The organism is Desulfobacula sp. (assembly GCF_030611305.1).
In the GTDB taxonomy this organism is placed as follows: Bacteria; Desulfobacterota; Desulfobacteria; order Desulfobacterales; family Desulfobacteraceae; genus Desulfobacula.
The window spans coordinates 1-20,388 of record NZ_JAUWQB010000065.1; the positions used below are offsets into that span (position 1 = coordinate 1).

Here is a 20,388-nt window from a genome sequence, read left to right on the forward strand (position 1 = left end):
CCAGATCATGAAGCCTGTTAACCTTGAAAGCGGTATGCTCCGATAAAAAAAACAGGTGCGCTAAATTTGAAAATAGTACGTGACCGAGAATTGCTTTTTACTATCTATTAAAATTGATTTAAATAGGACATAAAACTTTAATGGAGCCATATTGTGAATATATTTCATCTGCATAACCGGTTGCGAGAAATAATCAACAATTGGTCCAAAAGATTGAGCGCCCTGTTCAAGTCCCTTAAGATCCGCTATAAATTTTTTATCAGTTTTTCCGTCATTTTTTTTCTGTCCATGCTTTTGTGCAGCCTCTTTATTTATACATTTGTAAGAAAAAATATAGAGGCAAACATTGAAAACGAACTCAATAACACGACTCAGATGATTCTTAACATGGTAAAAACATCTGTAACAGTTTCCATAAAAAATCATTTACGGGCTGTTGCTGAAAAAAATGAAGATATTATTCGCAGCTTGTATAACCAGACCATGGGCAACAGACTTACCATATCAGAAGCCAAAAAAAGGGCATCGGAAATGATACTCAGTCAGACAATCGGTAAGTCAGGATATATTTATTGTGTAAACAGCAATGGTAAGGTGGTAGTTCATCCCCGACCTGCTGTGCTTGGATCCAATGTTGCACACCATTCTTTTGTGTCCCAGCAGATGGAATCCCGGCAGGGTTACCTTGAATATGAATGGAAGAATCCGGGAGAGACAGTGCTTCGTCCCAAAGCCCTTTATATGGCTTATTTTGAGCCATGGGACTGGATTATTTCGGTGAGTGCCTACCGTAATGAATTTAACAAACTGGTAAATGTAGAGGATTTCCGTAAAAGCATTCTTTCACTAAAATTTGGGAAAACCGGGTATTCATATGTGATTGACAGTAAGGGGATTGCCATTATCCATCCCAAACTCCAAGGGACCAATATTTTTAATACAGAGGAACTTCCCACCAAGTTTCTTCAAGAGATGCTTAAAAAGAAAAAAGGGAAATTTATTTACTACTGGAAAAATCCTGATGAATCCGTTGCCAGGCAGAAGCTGGTAATGTTTAATTATATTCCTGAATATCAATGGCTTGTTGCCTCTTCCTGCTACCTTGACGAGTTTTACAGCCCCCTTGATACCACGCGTAATTTTATTTTCGGAATTTCTATCGCATTCCTTATGCTGATGCTGGCCATTACATTTAAGATCAGTTTTTCCATCACAAATCCCCTGCATGAATTGATGGGGAGATTTGACAGTGTGACAGCCGGAGATTTTACAGCTCGTATGACAAATGAATCCACGGATGAGGTGGGGCAGCTGGCTGTTTATTTTAACCGGTTTATGGACCAGCTCGAAACCTATAATGAAAGCTTACAGAACCAGATCCAAGAGCGGCGTATCGCTGAAGAAGCGCAGAGAGAAAGCCAGGAAAGATATTCCTTATTGATGGAGGCGGCACCCGACCCCATTGTAACCTATGATATGAGAGGGAAAGTTACTTATATCAACCCGGCGTTTGCCAAGGTTTTTGGATGGTCCCTTGAAGAGTGTGCCAGCCAAAGGATGGATCATTATGTCCCGAAGGGAAGCTGGTTCGAAACTAAAATAATGATCGACCAAATTATTTCAGGCAATGTAATCAATAATATTGAAACCCGGCGGTATTCAAAACATGGCAGTACTGTGGATGTCAGTATCAGCGGCGCTTCCATTCTGGATCGCAACGGAAAATTGTCCGGGAGTATCATCATACTCAGAGATATCACAAAATCAAAACTATTGGAAAAGCAGGTGATGCATGCGGGTGACCTGGAGCGCCAGAAAATAGGACAGGACATTCATGATGACCTTTGTCCTCATTTGATAGGAATTGCAAGCCTGGGCACGGTATTAAAAGGCGATCTTGCTGTAGAGGGCCATCAACACGAAGCTCTTGCAGAAAAAATAGTGCTGTTAATCGATGATGCCATCAACAAGACCCGAAATCTGGCAAGGGGCTTGTGCCCTGTTCACCTGGTTTCACACGGTCTTCAGACCGCACTTGAGGAAATATCTGATATATTTAAATATACTCCCGGGATTGAGTTCCGGTTTGAATTAGATGAAACCGTTGTATTTCAGGATAACAGCGTGGCGACCCATCTCTATCATATTGCAAGGGAGGCTGTAAACAATGCCGTAAAACACTCAGGTGCTGATATGATTGAACTCTCCCTGTCCAGGGAAGACGGGTTTGCACATTTGTATATTAAAGATAATGGCAAGGGAATAAAGGATACAGGAATAACGCGTGGCATAGGGCTGCAGATCATGGCGTATCGTGCAAAGATCATTGAAGCACGTTTTGATATTAAAACCGGCAGCCATGGATCAATAATTCATGTTTACACAAAATATCCTTTAGCAATTGCTTAAAAGGAGGCGGTTTCCTGATGAACCCTCAGTTGAAAAATAGTTTCAAGATAATGATTGTGGATGATCATCCGATTTTTTGCCTTGGCATGGCAGAGCTGATAAACAAGGCATCCGATCTGGTGGTCAGCGACATTGAAGATACAGCAGAAAAAGCATGGTCAGCGATAAAAAAAAATAAACCGGATCTTGTTATTGTTGATATCTCCCTTAAGGAAAGTAATGGGCTTGACCTGGTGGAGGATATCAAAAGGGAATACCCGGATCTTCCGGCCCTTGTGCTTTCCATGTATGATGAAGCCTTGTATGCTGAAAGAGCCTTAATTTCCGGCGCTCGCGGCTATATCATGAAGCAGAAGGCCATAGGGCAGGTTGTCAAGGCCATCCGTCAGGTGCTTTCAGGAGAAATCTACGCAAGTCAACAGATTAAAAACAAGGTGTTTGAACGGCTGGTATCTTCCGGGTCAGTCAGTGAAAAATTTTCTCTGGAAATATTAACCAACAGAGAGCTTGAAGTATTCCGGCTTATCGGGGACGGCCTTGAGTCCAGGGAGATTGCCGTTCGTTTGAATTTAAGCATCAAAACGATAGGAACCCATCGTGAGAATATTAAAGAAAAGCTTAATCTTAAACACTATACAGAACTTGTAAAAGTTGCCGTTCACTGGTCACAAAAAATAAAAAAATAAAAATTGTTCCTGTAGGTTAAAAGCCTATGCCTCCTCAGATTTTCGGCAGTATCAATATGGGGTACTGGCCGATTGAAATCATTGTGTTTTGTTGTTAGACCGCTAAGGGTCAAAAGAAGATTTAAAGATCATCTTTAATTGTTAACAACAAACAAGGAGGAATAAGAATGCCTGAGAAGAGTGTCAATTATGATTTATTGAGTCCGGTAAAATTTATCAACCGCAGTGCCGAGGTTTATCCGGACAAGGTGGCAGTGATTTACGGGGAACAGCGTTACACATATGCAGAGTTTCAGGAAAGGGTCTTTCGCCTGGCCAATGCCCTGAAAAAAAATAATATAGGCAAAGGGGACAAGGTGGCTTTTGTTTGCCCCAATATTCCACCCATGCTGGAAGCCCATTATGCCGTTCCTCTGATCGGGGCAATCCTGGTGAGTGTCAACATCAGGCTGTCTGCCAATGAGATCGCCTATATTATTGATTATTCAGATGCAAAAGCTGTTTTTGCAGACAATGAGTTCGGCGGCACGGTTGCCTCAATTCAGTCATCATTGGTCAAAGTTGAAACCTATGTCAATATCTGTGATGTTGACGATTCAAAGCCCCTTGAAGGACCGGATTACGAAACATTCCTTGCTTCGGGATCAAATGATCCGGTTGAATCCGAGATTACGGACGAGAGAGAAATTGCCACCATAAATTACACAAGCGGGACCACGGGACGTCCAAAAGGGGTGATGTATCATCACCGCGGGGCTTATCTGAATGCCATTGGTGAACAGCTTGAGTTCAACACCAGTGCCGATTCTGTCTATCTCTGGACACTTCCCATGTTTCACTGTAACGGATGGTGTTTCACCTGGGGGATAACTGCAATGGGTGCCACCCACGTATGTCTGCGCCAAGTGATCCCGGAAGAGATCTACAGGCTTATTGATTCATTAGGGATTACCCATCTGTGCGCCGCTCCCACCATCCTCATCGGAATGTCTGCCTATGCCAAGGAAAAGCAGCTGAAGCTCCCTCACCGTCTTGAAATCATGACCGCCGGTGCACCGCCGGCACCCACAATTATTCAGAATATGGAGAGTATCGGGGCAAATATTACCCAGACTTATGGTCTCACAGAAGTATACGGTCCTCACAGTGTCTGCCAGTGGCAACGCAAATGGGATGACCTTGAGCCCATGGAAAAAGCCCGGCTTAAAGCACGCCAGGGCGTTGCATTTATAATCGCCCAATACATGGATGTGATGGACCCTGAAACCATGGAGCCTGTTCCAAGGGATGGAAAAACAATGGGTGAAATTGTCATGCGGGGGAACAATGTCATGCTGGGTTACTACAAAGATCCTGAAGCCACCAGTGAAGCGTTTAAGGGCGGCTGGTTCCACAGCGGGGATCTCGCAGTAATCCATCCGGATAATTATGTTCAGATTATGGACCGCAAAAAAGATATCATTATCAGCGGGGGGGAAAATATTTCAACGGTTGAAATAGAAAATGTTCTTTACACTCATCCTGACGTTCTTGAGGTGGCTGTTATTTCAGTGCCGGATCCGAAATGGGGAGAAGTTCCAAAAGCCTTTGTGGTACCACAGAACGGGACTGCTCCTGAAGCCGAGAGTCTCATTGATTTTTGTAAACAAAACATTGCACGGTTTAAGGCTCCGAAATACATTGAGTTCGGTGAATTGCCAAAAACCGCCACCGGTAAAATTCAGAAATTCAAACTCCGGGAGAAGGAATGGAAGGACCACGAACGCATGGTTAATTAGTATTCTTATTGCAACTTTGTATAAAAATTAAATTATATGATTAAAAAGGAGATCGACATGTCCATTTATAAACGCCAAGATGGTGAAGAACAACCTTATTGGCCCTGTGGCCCTTTCAAACTCAGATTGCCCCTTGTTCATTATCGATTTGAGTCGGTGGAATTTGTTCAGGCTCTTATTCTTTTTGTGGTGAGCCTCGCAATGATACCGCTTTTACAAAAATACCTGGGCCTTCCATATGAGATCGCTCTTGCATATGTTTTTGTCTGTGGTATTGGTTTTATGATACCGGCTTTTTTGGGTGTCCCCATGGTGCCGGGCTGGATTACTCCGGCCATCCCAGTGGTTCTCCTATACCTTGGCCAGTTTGAGCCGGGTCCTGAAGCGATTCAGGCTTTGGTTGCCCTTCAGCTTCTTGTAGCAGCCATTTTTCTCCTGTTAGGGATCACGAAGCTCAGCAGCAAAGTGGTGGTAAACGTTCCTTCCTCCCTAAAGGCAGGGATTCTTCTAGGAGCCGGTGTTGCTGCCTATATGGGTGAATTGAAAATGGGAGGTCGTATTCCCAATACACCCATTACCATTGCTTTGGGGACCCTGGTTTGTTTTTACATGCTGTTTTCGGTATCGTTTGCAAAACTGAAAAGTAAAAAGGGTTTTGCACAAATAATCGGTAGGTATGGAATGGTTCCTGCCATAATAATGGCCATATTTGTCGGCATGCTGGTTAAGGAGTACCCCGTACCGGATATTGAATGGGGGATCACCATTCCCCATTTCAAAGGGATGTGGGCATATCTTCCATTCACGGTGGGCTTCCCAAGCGCAGACATGTTTATAAAAGCTATTCCCACTGCCATTATTGCATATATCATCGCGTTTGGAGATGTAATTGTGGGGACGATTCTGGTTAAAGCAAGCTCTGAAGAAAGCCGGCCTGATGAAAAGATTGATACTGATACCGACAGAATTCACATAGTAACCGGTCTGAGAAATGTACTCCACGCCTTTTTTGCTCCTTACCCAGGTCTTGCCGGTCCCATATGGACAGCCGTAACAGCAACCGTTGCCGACCGTTATCGACATGGCCGAAAAGCCATGGATTCAATTTACAGCGGAAGTGGAACCTTCTGGATTGCAGGCTTCCTTTCCTTGTTCATATTGCCCCTTGTGAGCTTTTTTAAACCCTTCCTGCCCATCGGACTGTCGTTAACCATGGTGGTCACCGGATATCTGTGCATAATTACAGCATTCAAGCAGGCCAAGATGCCAGTGGAACTGGGTATTGCCGGAACCATGGCCGTAGTCCTTGCTATGCATGGTGCCGCCTGGGGCCTTGGGGTTGGTGTTGTTCTGCATATCTTTCTTGAAAGGAAATTCCAGTCCTCAGAATCTGTGGCTAAAACCACATAAATAAACACTTTAAGCTAAAAGCCCTTCCCAGAATACCGGGAGGGGCTTGATCTGGCCCCAATCCACCACCAAAAAAATAAAAAAACCTCGTTGCGCTTTATTGTTCAAGCAGATAGAGTATTTTTGACAGAAAAACCTAGCATCATCTAAAAAAAACCAAGAACCTTTTCATGCGATCACCCTGAATAAACATCTTGATTTAATTTCTTTTTTTGTTGTATTCAATGAAGAGCCATAGGTTTTTTCTTCATTGATCAAAACAGAAGTTAAATAAAGGAATGATTTGATGCTTGACAACAGATCAATAACCGGACGATATATCGGGCTTTTCCTGTTGGGTTGTTTTCTGTTTTGCTATCCCGTGCTGACCATATTCAATCTGCCATACTGTTTGCTTGGCATTCCTTTCTTTTTTTTCTATTTATTCGCAGCCTGGTCAATATTGATTGTTTTTGTCATTTTTTGTACAAAAATTCCGGATACTTTTCAGTCGCAAGGAGCTGATACTGCCGGGAATAACGAGAAACAATCAGGCTGAATTCAAGACCTGCGGCCTGATTAACCTTAAAATCAGGGCAATTATGTTAGAACAGAAAATCATTATTTTTGTTTCTTTCGGATATATGGGGCTCTTGTTTGCCATTGCCTTTTGGGGGGATAAACGGGCTGAAGCCGGTAAAAGCATTATCAGCAACCCCTATATTTATGCCTTGTCCCTGGCAGTATATTGCACTGCCTGGACCTTTTACGGGAGTGTGGGAGCGGCCAGCAGATCAGGTGCCACAGGATTTTTAAGTATTTATCTGGGCCCCACTCTGATGATGATTCTGGGGTGGCCGGTACTCAGAAAGATTATCCGGATCAGCCGAATCAACCGGATTACCTCCATTGCTGACTTCATAGCCTCCCGGTATGGGAAAAGTGCCACCATTGCCGGTGCTGTTACGATTATTGCTGTTCTAGGCATTGTGCCATACATGTCGGTTCAGATTAAGGCCATATCAACCTCTTTTCAGCTGATCAGTCAATATCCGGACGTTTATATGGCAAAAACCGCAACCAGCCTGTCCGCCACCAAAGACACGGCATTTTCTGTGGCTATTTTACTGGCACTGTTTTCTGTGGTTTTTGGTACCCGCCACTTGGAAGTCACCGAACGTCATGAAGGATTAGTTGCAGCAATCGCCTTTGAATCCATTGTAAAACTCATTGCTATTATATCAGTAGGGTTGTTCATCACCTATGGGCTTTATTCGGGATTTGGAGATCTATTTACACAGGCAAGCCTTGTCCCCAAAATAAAACAACTTTTTGTTATGGAAGTAAATGCATCCACATTTACAGGATGGTATAATGCCCTGTTCCTGGCAATGATGGCCATATTTCTTCTGCCCCGTCAATTCCAGATGATTGTGGTTGAGAATGTGGATGAAAACCATTTAAAAAAAGCTGTCTGGCTTTTCCCACTTTATCTTCTGGCCATTAATATTTTTGTCATTCCCATTGCCTTTGGTGGCATGCTACATTTTTTTGAACAATGCGCTTCAGACCCTGTCTGCAAACAAACATTGCCCGAAACATTCAGTGGTATCCTGAAGTTTACAAACGGAATCGTAGATGCAGACTATTTTTCCCTTACGCTCTTGATGGCCAAAAAACAACAGGGTTTAGCATTATTTGTCTTTATCGGCGGTATGTCCGCCGCAACTGGAATGGTGATTGTTGAAACCATAGCGTTGTCAACCATGGTATGCAATGACCTGGTCATGCCGGTATTGCTTCGTCTTCCCTTTTTAAAATTAGAACAAAAGAGTGATTTAAGCAGGCTGCTGTTGATTATCCGGAGAGTAAGCATATTGCTTATTATTCTTTTAGGGTATCTTTATTTTCACTATGTAGTTGAATATTATTCCCTGGTTTCCATAGGGATGATTTCCTTTACAGCAGTTGCCCAGTTTTGCCCGGCTGTCATCGGTGGAATATTCTGGAAAGGAGCGACAAGGCGTGGTGCACTATGGGGATTGTTAGCAGGGTTTTTGATCTGGTTGTATACACTGGTGCTGCCTTCACTTGGCCAGGCAGGTTTTCTCTCTCAGGATTTGTTGACCAATGGACCTTTTGGTATTGAGTTCTTAAACCCCACCCACCTGTTTGGTCTTGATGTTCAACTTCTAGGGTTTGATCAGTATACCCATGCCGTGTTCTGGAGCATGTTCACAAACATTGCATTATTTATTGGTGTTTCTCTTTTTTCAACACAAAATGCAATGGAACGCAAACAAGCCATACTATTTGTTGATGTGTTCAAGTATTCCTCGGAATCAGAAAAATCGTCTTTCTGGAGAGAGACAGCATCAGTTGCGGATTTAAGAATGCTCCTTGAAAGATTTTTAGGGAAAAATCGAACAGATGATGCCCTTTCTCTGTATGCCAGACAACATAATATCAACTGGGGAAAAAAACTTATTGCAGATGCAGGTTTAGTAAGCCATGCCGAAAAACTGCTTGCAGGTGCTATCGGATCTGCCTCCGCCCTTGTAATGGTACGGTCTGTTGTGGAAGAAGAACCTCTGGGTATGGATGAAATCATGCACATCCTGGATGAGACTCAGCAGATTATCATTTACAGCCAGGAGCTTGAAAAGGCGACTAAAGATCTTGAGGCAGCCAATGAGCGATTAAAAGAACTTGACCGGCTGAAAAACGAATTTATCTCAACCGTAACACATGAACTTCGAACCCCCTTAACCTCGGTCAGGGCATTGGCTGAAATTGTTCAAAACAACCCTGATCTTGATGCCCAAAAACACCATCGGTTTGTTGGTATCATTATCAAGGAGAGTGAAAGGCTTTCCAGGTTGATTAATAATGTTCTTGATTTTCAAAAGATTGAATCCGGTCAGATTCAGTGGCAGATGACGCGGCTTGATTTCAGAGAGGTTATTGAGGATTCTATCTTTTCAACCGGTCAGTTGATTGAAGAAAAAAATATAGACTTAACACTTGATATATCAAATCAAGCCGGTTTCGTATCAGGAGATAAAGACCGCCTTATACAGGTAATGGTGAATCTGATTTCCAATGCTGTTAAATTTTGTGATCCCGAATATGGCAAAATTCAGGTCGGGATGTATGCAGAGACCATAAAAACAGGTGGTAATGAAAATCGTTATTTAAAAGTTTTTGTTAAAGATAATGGTATTGGTATCAGCAAAAAGGATCAGGAGATTGTTTTCCAAAAATTTCGTCAGGCGGTTGCCGGTTCAAAGGGAAGACCTGCCGGAACAGGCATTGGATTGACAATTACCCAGCATATTATTGATTCCCACGGCGGCAGAATCTGGGTGGACAGTGAGTTGAAAAAAGGAGCAACTTTCTTTTTCACGCTGCCTTTGCTACAATAACCAAGCTATAAAGCAAAATCCTTTAATACGCTCATCAAAATTTATCCTGACCGTAAGATAAAGGGGACAAAATGAAGAAAAAAATATTGATCGTTGATGATGAACCCAATATTATCGTACCTTTAAAATTTTTGATGAAGCAGAACAATTACGATGTTCAGACCGCTGAGACCGGAGAAAAAGCTCTGGATTTGATATCAAGCTGGCAGCCGGATCTGATCTTACTGGATATTATGCTGCCGGGGATGGATGGATATGAGGTGTGCCAGAAAATTCGGCAGGAAAAAGAATTCAATCAAATTAAAATCGTTTTTTTATCTGCCATGGCCCGTTCCATTGATATTGCAAAAGGCATGGGTCTTGCTGCGGATGATTACATCACCAAGCCCTTTGCCACAGACTATGTGGTCAACAAAATTAAAGAATTACTGACAGACACATAATGAATTGTTTCTCTTTTAAGAAATCTGGTGGTCTGTGGCACCGATAAAGTCAAAGCTCAATTTTGTCTGTATGGACTTTATTTTTTTTAATACTTCTTTGAGCATCCGTTTTTCAATGGACGAGAGTTGTTTGGGATTAATATGATTGTGCGCCTTCATGTTTTGACCGAGAATCGCCTGGATTTGTCCCATAAATCTTATCTGCATGTTAAAACTATAGGCCTGCTCCAATTCGTTATATTCATGGCGGGACAGGACTTTTTTTATGTATAGCTGATACAGTCTGGCCTGGGTAGAGGTTTCTCTGATTCCGTGTTTCAGGGAATAAATTCTTGCAAAGTCCACAATAGGGATGTTGGCCATTTTGATATCAATGCAGTGCTTGTGGGGCCCTTTGGAATTCACCCAAAAATTGCCGAACAGCCCGATAGGCGGTTTAAAATATACGGCATTTACTGCCATATTTCGGAAGAAACCTGCCCATCCGGATAGACTGCTAAGCAAATGGGCGCCGAGGTCATCAGAGATCTGCCTGTCCCCATAACCAAACCTGAAATCAAAAAAAATGCTGGTATGAAGCAGATCTTCAGGCGATGCTGCATGTATCCAGGAGGAAAAATATTTTTTCCATATTGAAAGGGGCTGGCACCATTTTGGGTTTTTCGCCATAATGTCTCCCTGGCAAAAATCAAACCCTGACTGATCAAGCCAGGTGCAGACTTTTTCTCCAAGCTTCAGAAAATAGAGCTGAAGATTTTCGCTTGTCTGCCCTTTATCCGGGTCCTTGAAAATAATGGCATTATCCTGATCTGTTTTCAGGGTCTGCTCTTTTCTTCCTTCACTGCCCAGTGTGATAAATGCAAAAGGCACAGGGGGGTCACCAAGTTCGGCTGTTGCAAATATCAGCAATTTGTTTAAAATCGCATCTGAAAATGCAGTTACCAGCCATGTTACAGTTCTGATTTTGGTTCCGCTGGTGAGCATGCTGTGGATCAGTCTTGGCAATTGACTGTGTTTGCCAATAATTTCCTCAACCCTCGTGGCCTGGTTAATTTCACGAATAAGTGAAGTGTAGGAAAGTTCAGTCAATAACCGGTTGTCCAGTTCCAGGGTCTGATCGGAATGATCAAAAAGTTCTATATCTCTGATTTGAATCCGGCTTTCCGGTAAAACAGAAACCGGCTCAAAGGATTCTAAAGCTGAAGAGTCATCAGCCGGGATCAAAAATCTTAAATAGGGCATATTGTCGAGGTCATCGTGTTCTGAATAAGTCCAGAGGGCGCTTTGGTGTTGGTCGAGGACATCCTTTAAAGAGATATTTGAGATTTGGTTTTGGGTGTCAATATCCTGGGAGTCCCATTGTTTAATCAATTTCGGGGTTATGGGCTCTCCCTTCCAGCAGATATCAAGAAAAACAATCTGATTTTTCATATGAAACAAAAAATGGAATTCCGTCAGTCCTGTTTCGATTTTCAGCCGGTCCAATACAAAGAGCACCGCACTGATAAATGAGTAAGGATCTGCTTTGATTGAAATCTGTTCAGCATCAGAACCCCTTTTTATATGGCACCTGATGCCAAGTTTGTCTTGGGACCGTCTTGAAATGGTTTGCATAAGATCCCTGATGAGCAAAGGTTTTAAGGATCTATTAACATTAATCAGGCTTGTATATTCATCTGATACCCTGTTGAGGATATCACTGAGAACAATGGATTCCTCATGGATGATGTCTATAAACTGGCGTTGTTTTTTTTCATCCATGCGGGGAAATTCTTTCATTGCTTCAATGGCAGCCCTGATACTGGCCATTGGCGACCTGGCATTTTTTGATAAGGTTTTTAAAAGGGACTCCACCCTTTTTTCAGCCTGGTTTTCCTGGGTGATATTATCAAGTATCAGCACAAACCCGGAAAATCGACCGATATGATTTAATACCGGCACAATCTGGGCCTGTAATATCAAGTTGTTTTTTTGTAAAATAAAGGTCGAGACCCTGTTAGTGACGGATTGCTTTAATTGTTCATTGATTTCGTCCAGGGCATGTTCAATAAGGTTTTTGTCAATGAGTGAAGTAATGGGTTTGCCTGTCATGGAGGCAGTGCCGGCAGGGGCACTGTTATCAGGCAGAAGATATGATTCTGACTGGCTGTCGTACAACAGGATGGAACCATCAGAATCACAAATAATGATGGCCTCCGGCAGTTTTGAAATAAATGAGGCCAGAACCTGTTTTTCCTCCATGATATCATTCTTACGGTGCATGGTTTAAATAAAACCCTTTATATTTTGATGTTTAAATGTGCGCAGCTTTGAAAATTGCATATTGAAAACATTTCCGTTTCTATTTTATTAGAATCAGGGCATATGTCAAGTCTTTGAAAAGATTGAAAAAAATGATGGGTCAAAGGGCTGCACAGGGAAATAATTTAAAAAAGATGCCGGAATCGGCGCCATTTATCATTTAAAATCCTATTATAAGATCCGGTCTCCTTGTTGATATCCTATCATTTTGTAATATCGGTGTTAATCTTTACTGGCATCGCTGAAGCTTAAAGTCAAAACTTCTGGACGACCTTCAAAGATCAATTGTGAAAAATGTAATGATCTGTTAAAAATAAATTATGGGAATAAGATTAAAAGATATCATTGATCTGGATTATTTCATCAGCATGGATGATACACTTGATTCTAAGGAAGATATTCAATCGAGGGCAATCAAGGATCGCAAGATTTACAATCAATGCAAGAGCAGGTTTCAGACTGAGAAAACCCTTTTGTTTTCATGGCTGGCTTTCAGGAAAGAGGAATTTTTCCGAGACGCGGATAAAAAGGGATTGGCCCTGCTGCCGGGCAGGATTTTTTCTTCCCTTTACACCTGGACGGTCTATGCCATGGTTTTCTTAGGGGGTATTGCAGGAATATCCCTGGCATATTCATTTCTTGCCTACCATGGAACCCGTCCGATTAATGTGACAATTTTTCTGGCTTTATTTGTTGTCTTACAGGTGATATTGATACTATTCACCCTGATACTGGTGGTGCGAAAGACAATAGGAACGAAAAATAGAAAAAATCGGTTTCGCAGTTCAATCGTTCATACACTGCTGTCATCTTTGTTTTTTAATGTATTGCCCAAAATTCTGAAAAAAGCAGACCGGACCATTTTTAAAAAAAACCTTGATACCCTGGAATACACTTCGTCTCTTATTCGGATGAAGAATAGGGAATATAAGGCGTTTTTCTTCTGGCCGTTTTTTCTTCTGACATCTGCGTTTGCCTTTAGTTTCTCAGCAGGCGCTCTTGGCGGAACATTTTTCAGGGTCGTTGTCAGCGATATGGCCTTTGGGTGGCAGTCCACGCTTGTGGCGACAAGCGTGAAGGTCCATGATCTGGTTTCAATTATAGCCCTGCCCTGGTCCTGGTTTCTTCCGGATTCCCTTGTCCATCCGAGTCTTGAGCAAATAGAAGGGAGTCGGATTATTTTAAAAGACGGTATCTCTGTTCTGGCAACACAGGATCTGGTATCCTGGTGGCCGTTCATCTGCTTGGGAATCTTGTTTTATGCGGCTATTCCAAGGGGAATTCTTATCATTGTTGGGGTGTTGGCCCAAAGACAAGCCTTAAGAAGTTTTAATTTTGACAGGCCCAGGTTCAGGCAGTTAATTATCAGGATGCAGACTCCTATTCTGGATATTAACGCCAATGAAACCCCGGTGAGCAAAGCAATTGAAAAGAAGTCGAACCTTCATCATGATAGGAAGATGAAAGAAACGCCGGCCTTCAAACCCGAGCCTGACATTTTAGGTCAAAAGGCGTTGATCCTTGCCTCAAAAAATGTCTACTCTGAAGAAATAATTAAAAAGGTCATCCAAGGGATTGAACAGCGCTTGTTTTTTGATGTGAAAGAGATGATAGGGATCAGTTTTGATTATGAAGATGATACAGATGCTGTCCGTCAGATAAACGTCAGTGATGCGGATCAGGTGATCCTGCTCCATGAAGTCTGGCAGCCGCCCATAAGAGGAATACTCCATTATATTACACAGATAAAGGCAGCCATGCCTGAAGGCAAGCCCCTGTGGGTACTGTTAACCCGGGATGCCGGGCAGGAAGATCTTGCAGTGGGTAACAATGATATTAATTATGATGTCTGGGAAAAAGCAATAGTTACACTTGAAAATCCCGACATTCTGGTGAAAAGGTTTATTTAGCTATGATACCGGAATTTGCCGTGCTGGGCCACCCCAATGAAGGAAAGTCTTCCGTGGTCTCCACCCTGACCGAAGACGACCGGATAAGGGTCAGCTGTATTCCCGGGGAAACGACCGTATCAAGGCGATACACAGTAAAAATTGACGGGGAAGAAATCATTCGGTTTGTGGATACACCCGGGTTTCAGGTGCCCCGGCAGACCCTTGCCTGGTTTAAAGCATTTGATGGCGATCCGGCCAAAATTGTTAACCGGTTTATTGATACTTTTAAAAAGGACCCTTTTTTTGCCGATGAGTGTGAACTTTTAAGCCCTGTGGCCAGGGGAGCGGGCATTATTTATGTGGTGGACGGTTCCCGGCCGGTAAGAGATGACGATCTGGCGGAAATGGAAATTTTAAGGCTTACGGGACGTGCGAGAATGGCCATTATCAATTCCAAAACAGATGAGAAAGATTATACTTCGGACTGGCAACTTGAGTTTAGAAAGCATTTTAATTCCATTCGTCTGTTTAATTCAAACACTGCCAATTTTACGGAACGCATTAAGATGCTCGAAAGCCTTAAAGCCATTGACCAGGAGTGGGAACCTGTGCTTTCCTACGTTATCCTGGCGTTTAAAAAAGACTGGCAAAAAAGAAATCGACTGGTTACTGCCTTAATGGCCCAAGCCATTGAGAAAAGCCTTTCATTTTTTGTGTCTGAAACAATCATACCATCTTCTGATCAGGAAGAGATCAAAGAAAGGCTCAATAAAAAATACCAGGCCCATATCAAGGAAACGGAGAAACAGATGTTCAAAAAGATCAGGGCCTTGTTTAAGCATCATCTTTTTGAATATCATCTGCCGGAGTATTCAATCCTTAAGCACGATCTGTTTTCAAAACAAACCTGGGAGATCCTTGGCTTGACAAAGGAACAGCTGGCAGCAGCAGGCGCCATCATCGGTGGCACCATGGGGGCTGTGGTTGATACGGCTGCCGCAGGAATTACATTTGGTATCTTTACCGCTATGGGAGGGATTATAGGGGCAGGCTCCGCCTTGTTCGGCGGGAAAAAGATGGTGAAAAAGAAAACAGCTGGCATTCGGCTTGGCGGAGACAAGCTCCAACTGGGCCCCAATAAAAATCTTCAGTTTCTTTATATTCTGATTGATCGGGCGTTGATTTACTATTCCCATATCATCAACAGACCCCATGGCCGGAGGGATTTGCAGGACCAGCTTGAGAAAATTAAGAGCAGAAAGAAAGGATATTCCACAGGGTTTACCACAAGTCAGAGAAATGTGTGTGCAAAGTTTTTTAAAATTGTGACCGGCCGTTCGTTCATCAAGGAGAAAAAAGCCATGTCGAATTTTGAAGAATTGATTGAATCTGTTTTAAATGAGATTTCCGAAAAATAACTACGAGATAAAGGGGCGGTTGTTTTTTGCAGAAGATTTTTTTTAAAAACTTGTATCCGGATGGAAAATTCGCATATATTGACCGCTGGACCTAAAAATTGTTGACTGATAATTCAAAAGGAATTCTATTGCATGTTATCAAATCTTTTCAGCCCGATCCGGATCGGCAATATGACCTCAAAAAATAGGCTTTTAATGTCTGCCATGAGTATAAACTTTGGTGTGGATGAAAACTGCTGTGTGACAGATCAATTAGTTGAGTATTTTGTAGAAAGAGCAAAAGGCGGGGTCGGCATGATGCTGGTGGGAGGTGGAAGCGTCCACCCCGGAGGCCAGGAACTGCCGGATCTTCCCCAGATGTATAATGATGATTGTATCCCGGCCCTTAAAAAAATGGTTCAAAGGGTAAAGCTGCATGACACCCTTTTCGGGGTGCAGCTCATGCATGGCGGACGTCAGTCCTATCTTCCTGAAAAAGTGGCACCCTCTCCCATACCCGCACCTGCCGTTGTGAAGGGCGAAGTCAGAGCATTGGAAATCGATGAAATAAAAGAGCTGATCGCCTGCTTTGGAGATTCAGCCAGGCGATGCCAGGAGTCAGGTTTTGATTTTGTCGAGCTTCATGGCGCTCACGGATACTTGATCAACCAGTTTATGGCACCCAATTGTAATATCAGGACGGATGAATATGGGGGAGCTTTTGAAAATAGAACACGGTTTTTGTTTGAAATCATAGAGGACATCCAGGCAAAGACAGGAAAAGACTTTCCCATCGGAATACGAATTAATGGAAACGATTATATCGAAAACGGATGGGAACTTAAAGATACGGTAAGAATTGCGCCAGAGCTTGAAAAAGTCGGTGTTGTATACCTTCATGTTTCAGGCGGGGTTTACGGGTCCACAGAGTTAACCATTCCTTCCATGTATACCCCGCATGGATGCTTTGTCCATTTGGCAGAAGAAGTCAAAAAACACGTCACCATTCCCGTGATTACCGTGGGCCGGATTAAATATCCGGACCATGCCGATCAGATTATCAAAGAGGGAAAAGCAGACATGGTCGCCCTTGGTCGGTCGTTCCTTGCCGACCCCTATTATCCTGAAAAAGCCAGGAAGGGTGAAATTTCACAGATTCGTCCCTGCGTCGGCTGCTGTCTCGGGTGTATTCATGCTGTGCTTGCCAAGGAACCCGGCTCCTGCGTAGTCAATCCTGATGTGGGAAGGGAATATAAACTCAAGGATGAAAAAACACCTGAGAAATCTTTAAAAATACTTGTCACAGGCGCGGGACCTGCCGGGATGGCAGCGGCACGGCAATTTGCACTTCAAGGGCACCAGACCATTATCTGTGAAAAAAAACAAGATACAGGCGGATTGCTGTCCCTTGCATCAAAAGCGCCCGGCCGCGGGGAACTTAATGATATCCTGGATTTTTTCAGACAGGAAATGGATAGACTTGATGTTGAGATCCGGTATGAAACAGAGCTTTCATTGGATCTGATCAATGAAATCAATCCAGACAAGGTGATTCTTGCCACCGGGTCAATGCCGGATATGCCGGTGATTAAAGGGCTTTTTCAAACAAAAATGGATCTTGTGACAAATGTTGATGTGATCAGCGGCAAAGAGCAGGTCGGAAAGAACGTTATTGTGCTGGGTGGAGGCATGACGGGTTTGATCACAGCTGATTTTCTGGCAGAGCAGGGAAAACAGGTTGTTGTTTTGAATCGCAAAAAGAGCTTTGCAGAGGAAATGTCCAGCAATGACCGGTATTACTTGAGGGAACGACTGAAAAAAGGAAATGTTTCCCTGTATAAAAATGTGTCGGTTAAACTATTTACAGATGACGGGGCTGTATTTAAGGCCAATGGAGATGAAAGGACATTAACCGGTTTTGAGTCAGTGGTGATTTCGGAAAAACAGAGTTCTATCAGGGATGCTAAAAAATTTGAGAAAAAGGTTAAAGCAAAGTTTCATCTGATTGGTGATGCGAAATCTCCAAGGCATTTGATGTACTGCATCAGTGAGGCCGAAGAAATCGCCAGATCAATATGATATTCGATTAAAGAAATAAATATAATCTATGTGGTTTTGATGTGATTATAAGGAGAAAACATTATGCAAGAGATATATGAAACTGCAAAGGATTTAATGAAAGGCTATTGCAGGGTATGCAAAGAATGCAATGGAAATGCCTGTGTCGGTGAAGTCCCTGGCATGGGGGGGCTTGGTACGGCATCCTCATTCAAGGCAAATATTAATGCTTTAAAAAGGATTAATTTTAATATGCGCCTGGTTCATGATGTGCTTGAACCCGACACAATGGTTTCTGTTTTGGGAAAAGAACTTTCGATTCCTGTTCTTGCGGCACCCATCGGCGGTGTGTCCTTTAATATGGGCGGTGGTATTTCTGAAGAAGCCTATATAAAATCCATTATTTTTGGATGCCGGGAAAAAGGGATTATCGGGTGTACAGGCGACGGTGTGCCGGATTTTATCCATGAAACCGGATTGAGTGTTATCAAAGAGGCTGACGGCCACGGTATTCCGTTTGTCAAGCCCTGGGCGGATCAGGAACTTTTTGAAAAGCTGGATAAGGTGAAAGAAAGCGGTGCCGATATCATGGGGATGGATATTGATGCGGCAGGACTGATTACCTTAAAGAAAATGGGTCGGCCGGTCTCGCCTAAAACAGTCGAAAAATTAGGGCAGATCGTTAAAAGTGTTTCAGCCAAATTCATTCTGAAAGGTGTTATGACCATTGATGATGCCTTGTTTGCGGTTGATGCCGGTGCTGACGCTATTGTGGTGTCAAATCATGGCGGAAGAGTTCTGGATTTCACACCGGGTGCTGCCACTGTGCTTTCGGACATATGTGATGCCGTTAAAGGAAAGATAACCATTCTTGCCGATGGCGGGGTGAGAACGGGTGGTGATGTTTTAAAACTGCTTGCACTTGGCGCCGATGCTGTTATGATAGGACGTCCCTTTTCTGTTGCTGCCGTTGGCGGTCTTCAAGAAGGCGTGGAACTCTATATCGATAAAATCAGGACAGAACTTGAACAGGCAATGGTGTTGACTGGTGTGTCAAAGGCCTGTGATGTTTCAAGAACCATACTTCATGGTTTTTAAGTAAGATAGTTAATATATTTTTTTGGAAAAGTTCTATGGATCAAAAACCCACATATAAAGATCTTGAATTTTATATACAAGAATTAAAAAATGAACTTTCAAGAATGAAAGCCTCGGAAGAAAGACTTCGTCTGGCCATTGAAGCGGTGAATGACGGCATTTTTGATTTTGATTACCAAAAGAATGAAGCCTATTTCAGCCCGCGGTATTATACCATGCTTGGATATGAACCCTATGAACTGCCTGCCACCAGAGAAACCTGGAAAAGCCTGCTCCATCCCGAGGACAGGGAAAAAAACATCGCCTATGTGGATGAGCAAATTCGTCAGAAAAAGAGCTGGTCCCTGGAATTTCGCTTAAGAACCAAGGACGGAAAATACAAATGGATTCATGGCCGCGGCAGGGTTTCCGAATGGGATGAAAATGGGAATCCGGTCAGGCGTACAGGAACTAATAAAGATATTACTGAACGGAAAGAGGCAGAATTTGAAAGAGAAGAGCTGATTAAGAAACTGAACAAAGCCCTCAAGGATGTAAAGACCCTCGGTGGCCTCATTCCCATTTGCTCAAGCTGTAAAAAGATTCGGGATGACAAGGGGTACTGGAACCAGCTTGAAAGCTATTTTGAGCAGCATTCTACAGCACTCTTCAGCCATAGCCTGTGTCCTGGCTGCATGGAGAAAATTTATGGAAAGGATGACTGGTATATTGAGCTGAAAGAGAATAAAATCAAAGAATGATACGCTGCTGAAAATTAAAATTTGAACAAAATGGGAATCGCGTTTTCATATGGTTAAACCATTTCAAATTTTTATCGCTTTCCCAGTTCCGGGTTTCAGACGACCGCCATACTGACTTAGGTTTTTTTGATTGACAACATATAGCATTATGGGCTACAGAAAGCTACAATTAGGCTATAGAAGCGCTTTTGAAACTGTTTATGAGTTTTTAAAATTTAACAGGTTGATATTTTGGTATGGCACAACTAGAATTAAAGAATGTTACTGTAAGATTTGGCGGGCTTTTAGCAATATCTGATTTGAGCTTTACAATCGGCAATGGCGGGGTTGTCGGATTGATCGGGCCGAATGGTGCAGGGAAAACCACTGTTTTTAATGTTCTTACAGGCGTTTACCAGGCATCCGAAGGGGATGTAATCTTTGACGGAGAAAGTATCCTTGGCAAAAGACCTTATGTGATTTTTGATAAGGGGATTGCCAGAACCTTCCAGAATATCCGCCTTTTTTCTGCCATGACGGCGGTTGAAAATGCTATGGTTGCCAGGCACTGCCGGGCCTCCAAAGGGATTGTGGGAGCGATTTTCAGAACCCCGTCCCAGAAGCGCGAAGAAGTTTTTATAAAAAAAAAAGCCATGGAAGCCCTGACCTTTATGGGGGTTAAAAAATATGCCGATGATGTGGCATCCAGTCTTCCCTATGGCCTGCAGCGCCGACTTGAAATTGCCAGGGCCATTGCCTCGGAACCCAAGGTGCTGCTGCTGGATGAACCTGC

The 20,388-nt window shown here is 43.0% G+C and carries 13 protein-coding genes; 12 read left to right on the forward strand and 1 reads right to left on the reverse strand.

Features of this window, described 5'->3' with window-relative positions:
• The first annotated feature begins 153 nt into the window (after positions 1–153).
• The 6 genes from QAI40_RS12320 (at position 154) to QAI40_RS12345 (ending at position 10,130) form a co-directional block, all read left to right on the forward strand.
• Complete coding sequence (locus QAI40_RS12320; RefSeq protein ID WP_304511652.1) at positions 154–2,409, forward strand: cache domain-containing protein; 2,256 nt, start codon at positions 154–156, stop codon at positions 2,407–2,409.
• A 17-nt stretch (positions 2,410–2,426) separates the two neighbouring features.
• Positions 2,427–3,095, forward strand: coding sequence for a response regulator (locus QAI40_RS12325; RefSeq protein WP_299982526.1), 669 nt, complete (start codon positions 2,427–2,429; stop codon positions 3,093–3,095).
• Positions 3,096–3,262: 167 nt separating this feature from the next.
• The gene (locus QAI40_RS12330; RefSeq protein WP_299982529.1) at positions 3,263–4,873 is read left to right on the forward strand and encodes an acyl--CoA ligase family protein; all 1,611 of its coding nucleotides are present in this window, start codon (positions 3,263–3,265) and stop codon (positions 4,871–4,873) included.
• Positions 4,874–4,930: 57 nt separating this feature from the next.
• Entirely contained in the window at positions 4,931–6,283 is a 1,353-nt protein-coding gene (locus QAI40_RS12335) for a solute carrier family 23 protein (protein WP_304511653.1), read from the forward strand.
• 581 nt (positions 6,284–6,864) lie between these two features.
• Positions 6,865–9,687, forward strand: coding sequence for an ATP-binding protein (locus QAI40_RS12340; protein WP_299982535.1), 2,823 nt, complete (start codon positions 6,865–6,867; stop codon positions 9,685–9,687).
• Positions 9,688–9,758: 71 nt separating this feature from the next.
• Complete coding sequence (locus QAI40_RS12345) at positions 9,759–10,130, forward strand: response regulator transcription factor (RefSeq protein WP_299982538.1); 372 nt, start codon at positions 9,759–9,761, stop codon at positions 10,128–10,130.
• A 15-nt stretch (positions 10,131–10,145) separates the two neighbouring features.
• On the opposite strand, the gene QAI40_RS12350 is transcribed toward QAI40_RS12345, so the two are convergent.
• Positions 10,146–12,392: a DUF294 nucleotidyltransferase-like domain-containing protein gene (locus tag QAI40_RS12350; protein ID WP_299982541.1), complete on the reverse strand. Its 2,247-nt coding sequence runs from the start codon at positions 12,390–12,392 to the stop codon at positions 10,146–10,148.
• Between the two features lie 359 nt (positions 12,393–12,751).
• On the opposite strand from QAI40_RS12350, the gene QAI40_RS12355 reads away from it, so the two are divergent.
• From QAI40_RS12355 to QAI40_RS12380, 6 genes are all read left to right on the forward strand, one after another.
• On the forward strand, positions 12,752–14,341 hold the full coding sequence (locus QAI40_RS12355; protein WP_299982544.1) for a DUF2868 domain-containing protein: 1,590 nt from the start codon (positions 12,752–12,754) through the stop codon (positions 14,339–14,341).
• Between the two features lie 2 nt (positions 14,342–14,343).
• Entirely contained in the window at positions 14,344–15,741 is a 1,398-nt protein-coding gene (locus tag QAI40_RS12360; RefSeq protein WP_299982547.1) for a DUF3482 domain-containing protein, read from the forward strand.
• 132 nt (positions 15,742–15,873) lie between these two features.
• On the forward strand, positions 15,874–17,799 hold the full coding sequence (locus QAI40_RS12365) for an oxidoreductase (protein WP_299982550.1): 1,926 nt from the start codon (positions 15,874–15,876) through the stop codon (positions 17,797–17,799).
• Between the two features lie 63 nt (positions 17,800–17,862).
• The gene (locus QAI40_RS12370; RefSeq protein ID WP_299982553.1) at positions 17,863–18,876 is read left to right on the forward strand and encodes an alpha-hydroxy-acid oxidizing protein; all 1,014 of its coding nucleotides are present in this window, start codon (positions 17,863–17,865) and stop codon (positions 18,874–18,876) included.
• Positions 18,877–18,911: 35 nt separating this feature from the next.
• On the forward strand, positions 18,912–19,616 hold the full coding sequence (locus tag QAI40_RS12375; RefSeq protein WP_299982556.1) for a PAS domain-containing protein: 705 nt from the start codon (positions 18,912–18,914) through the stop codon (positions 19,614–19,616).
• A 236-nt stretch (positions 19,617–19,852) separates the two neighbouring features.
• On the forward strand, positions 19,853–20,388 hold a 536-nt coding region (locus tag QAI40_RS12380), incomplete at its 3' end, for an ABC transporter ATP-binding protein (protein ID WP_299982559.1).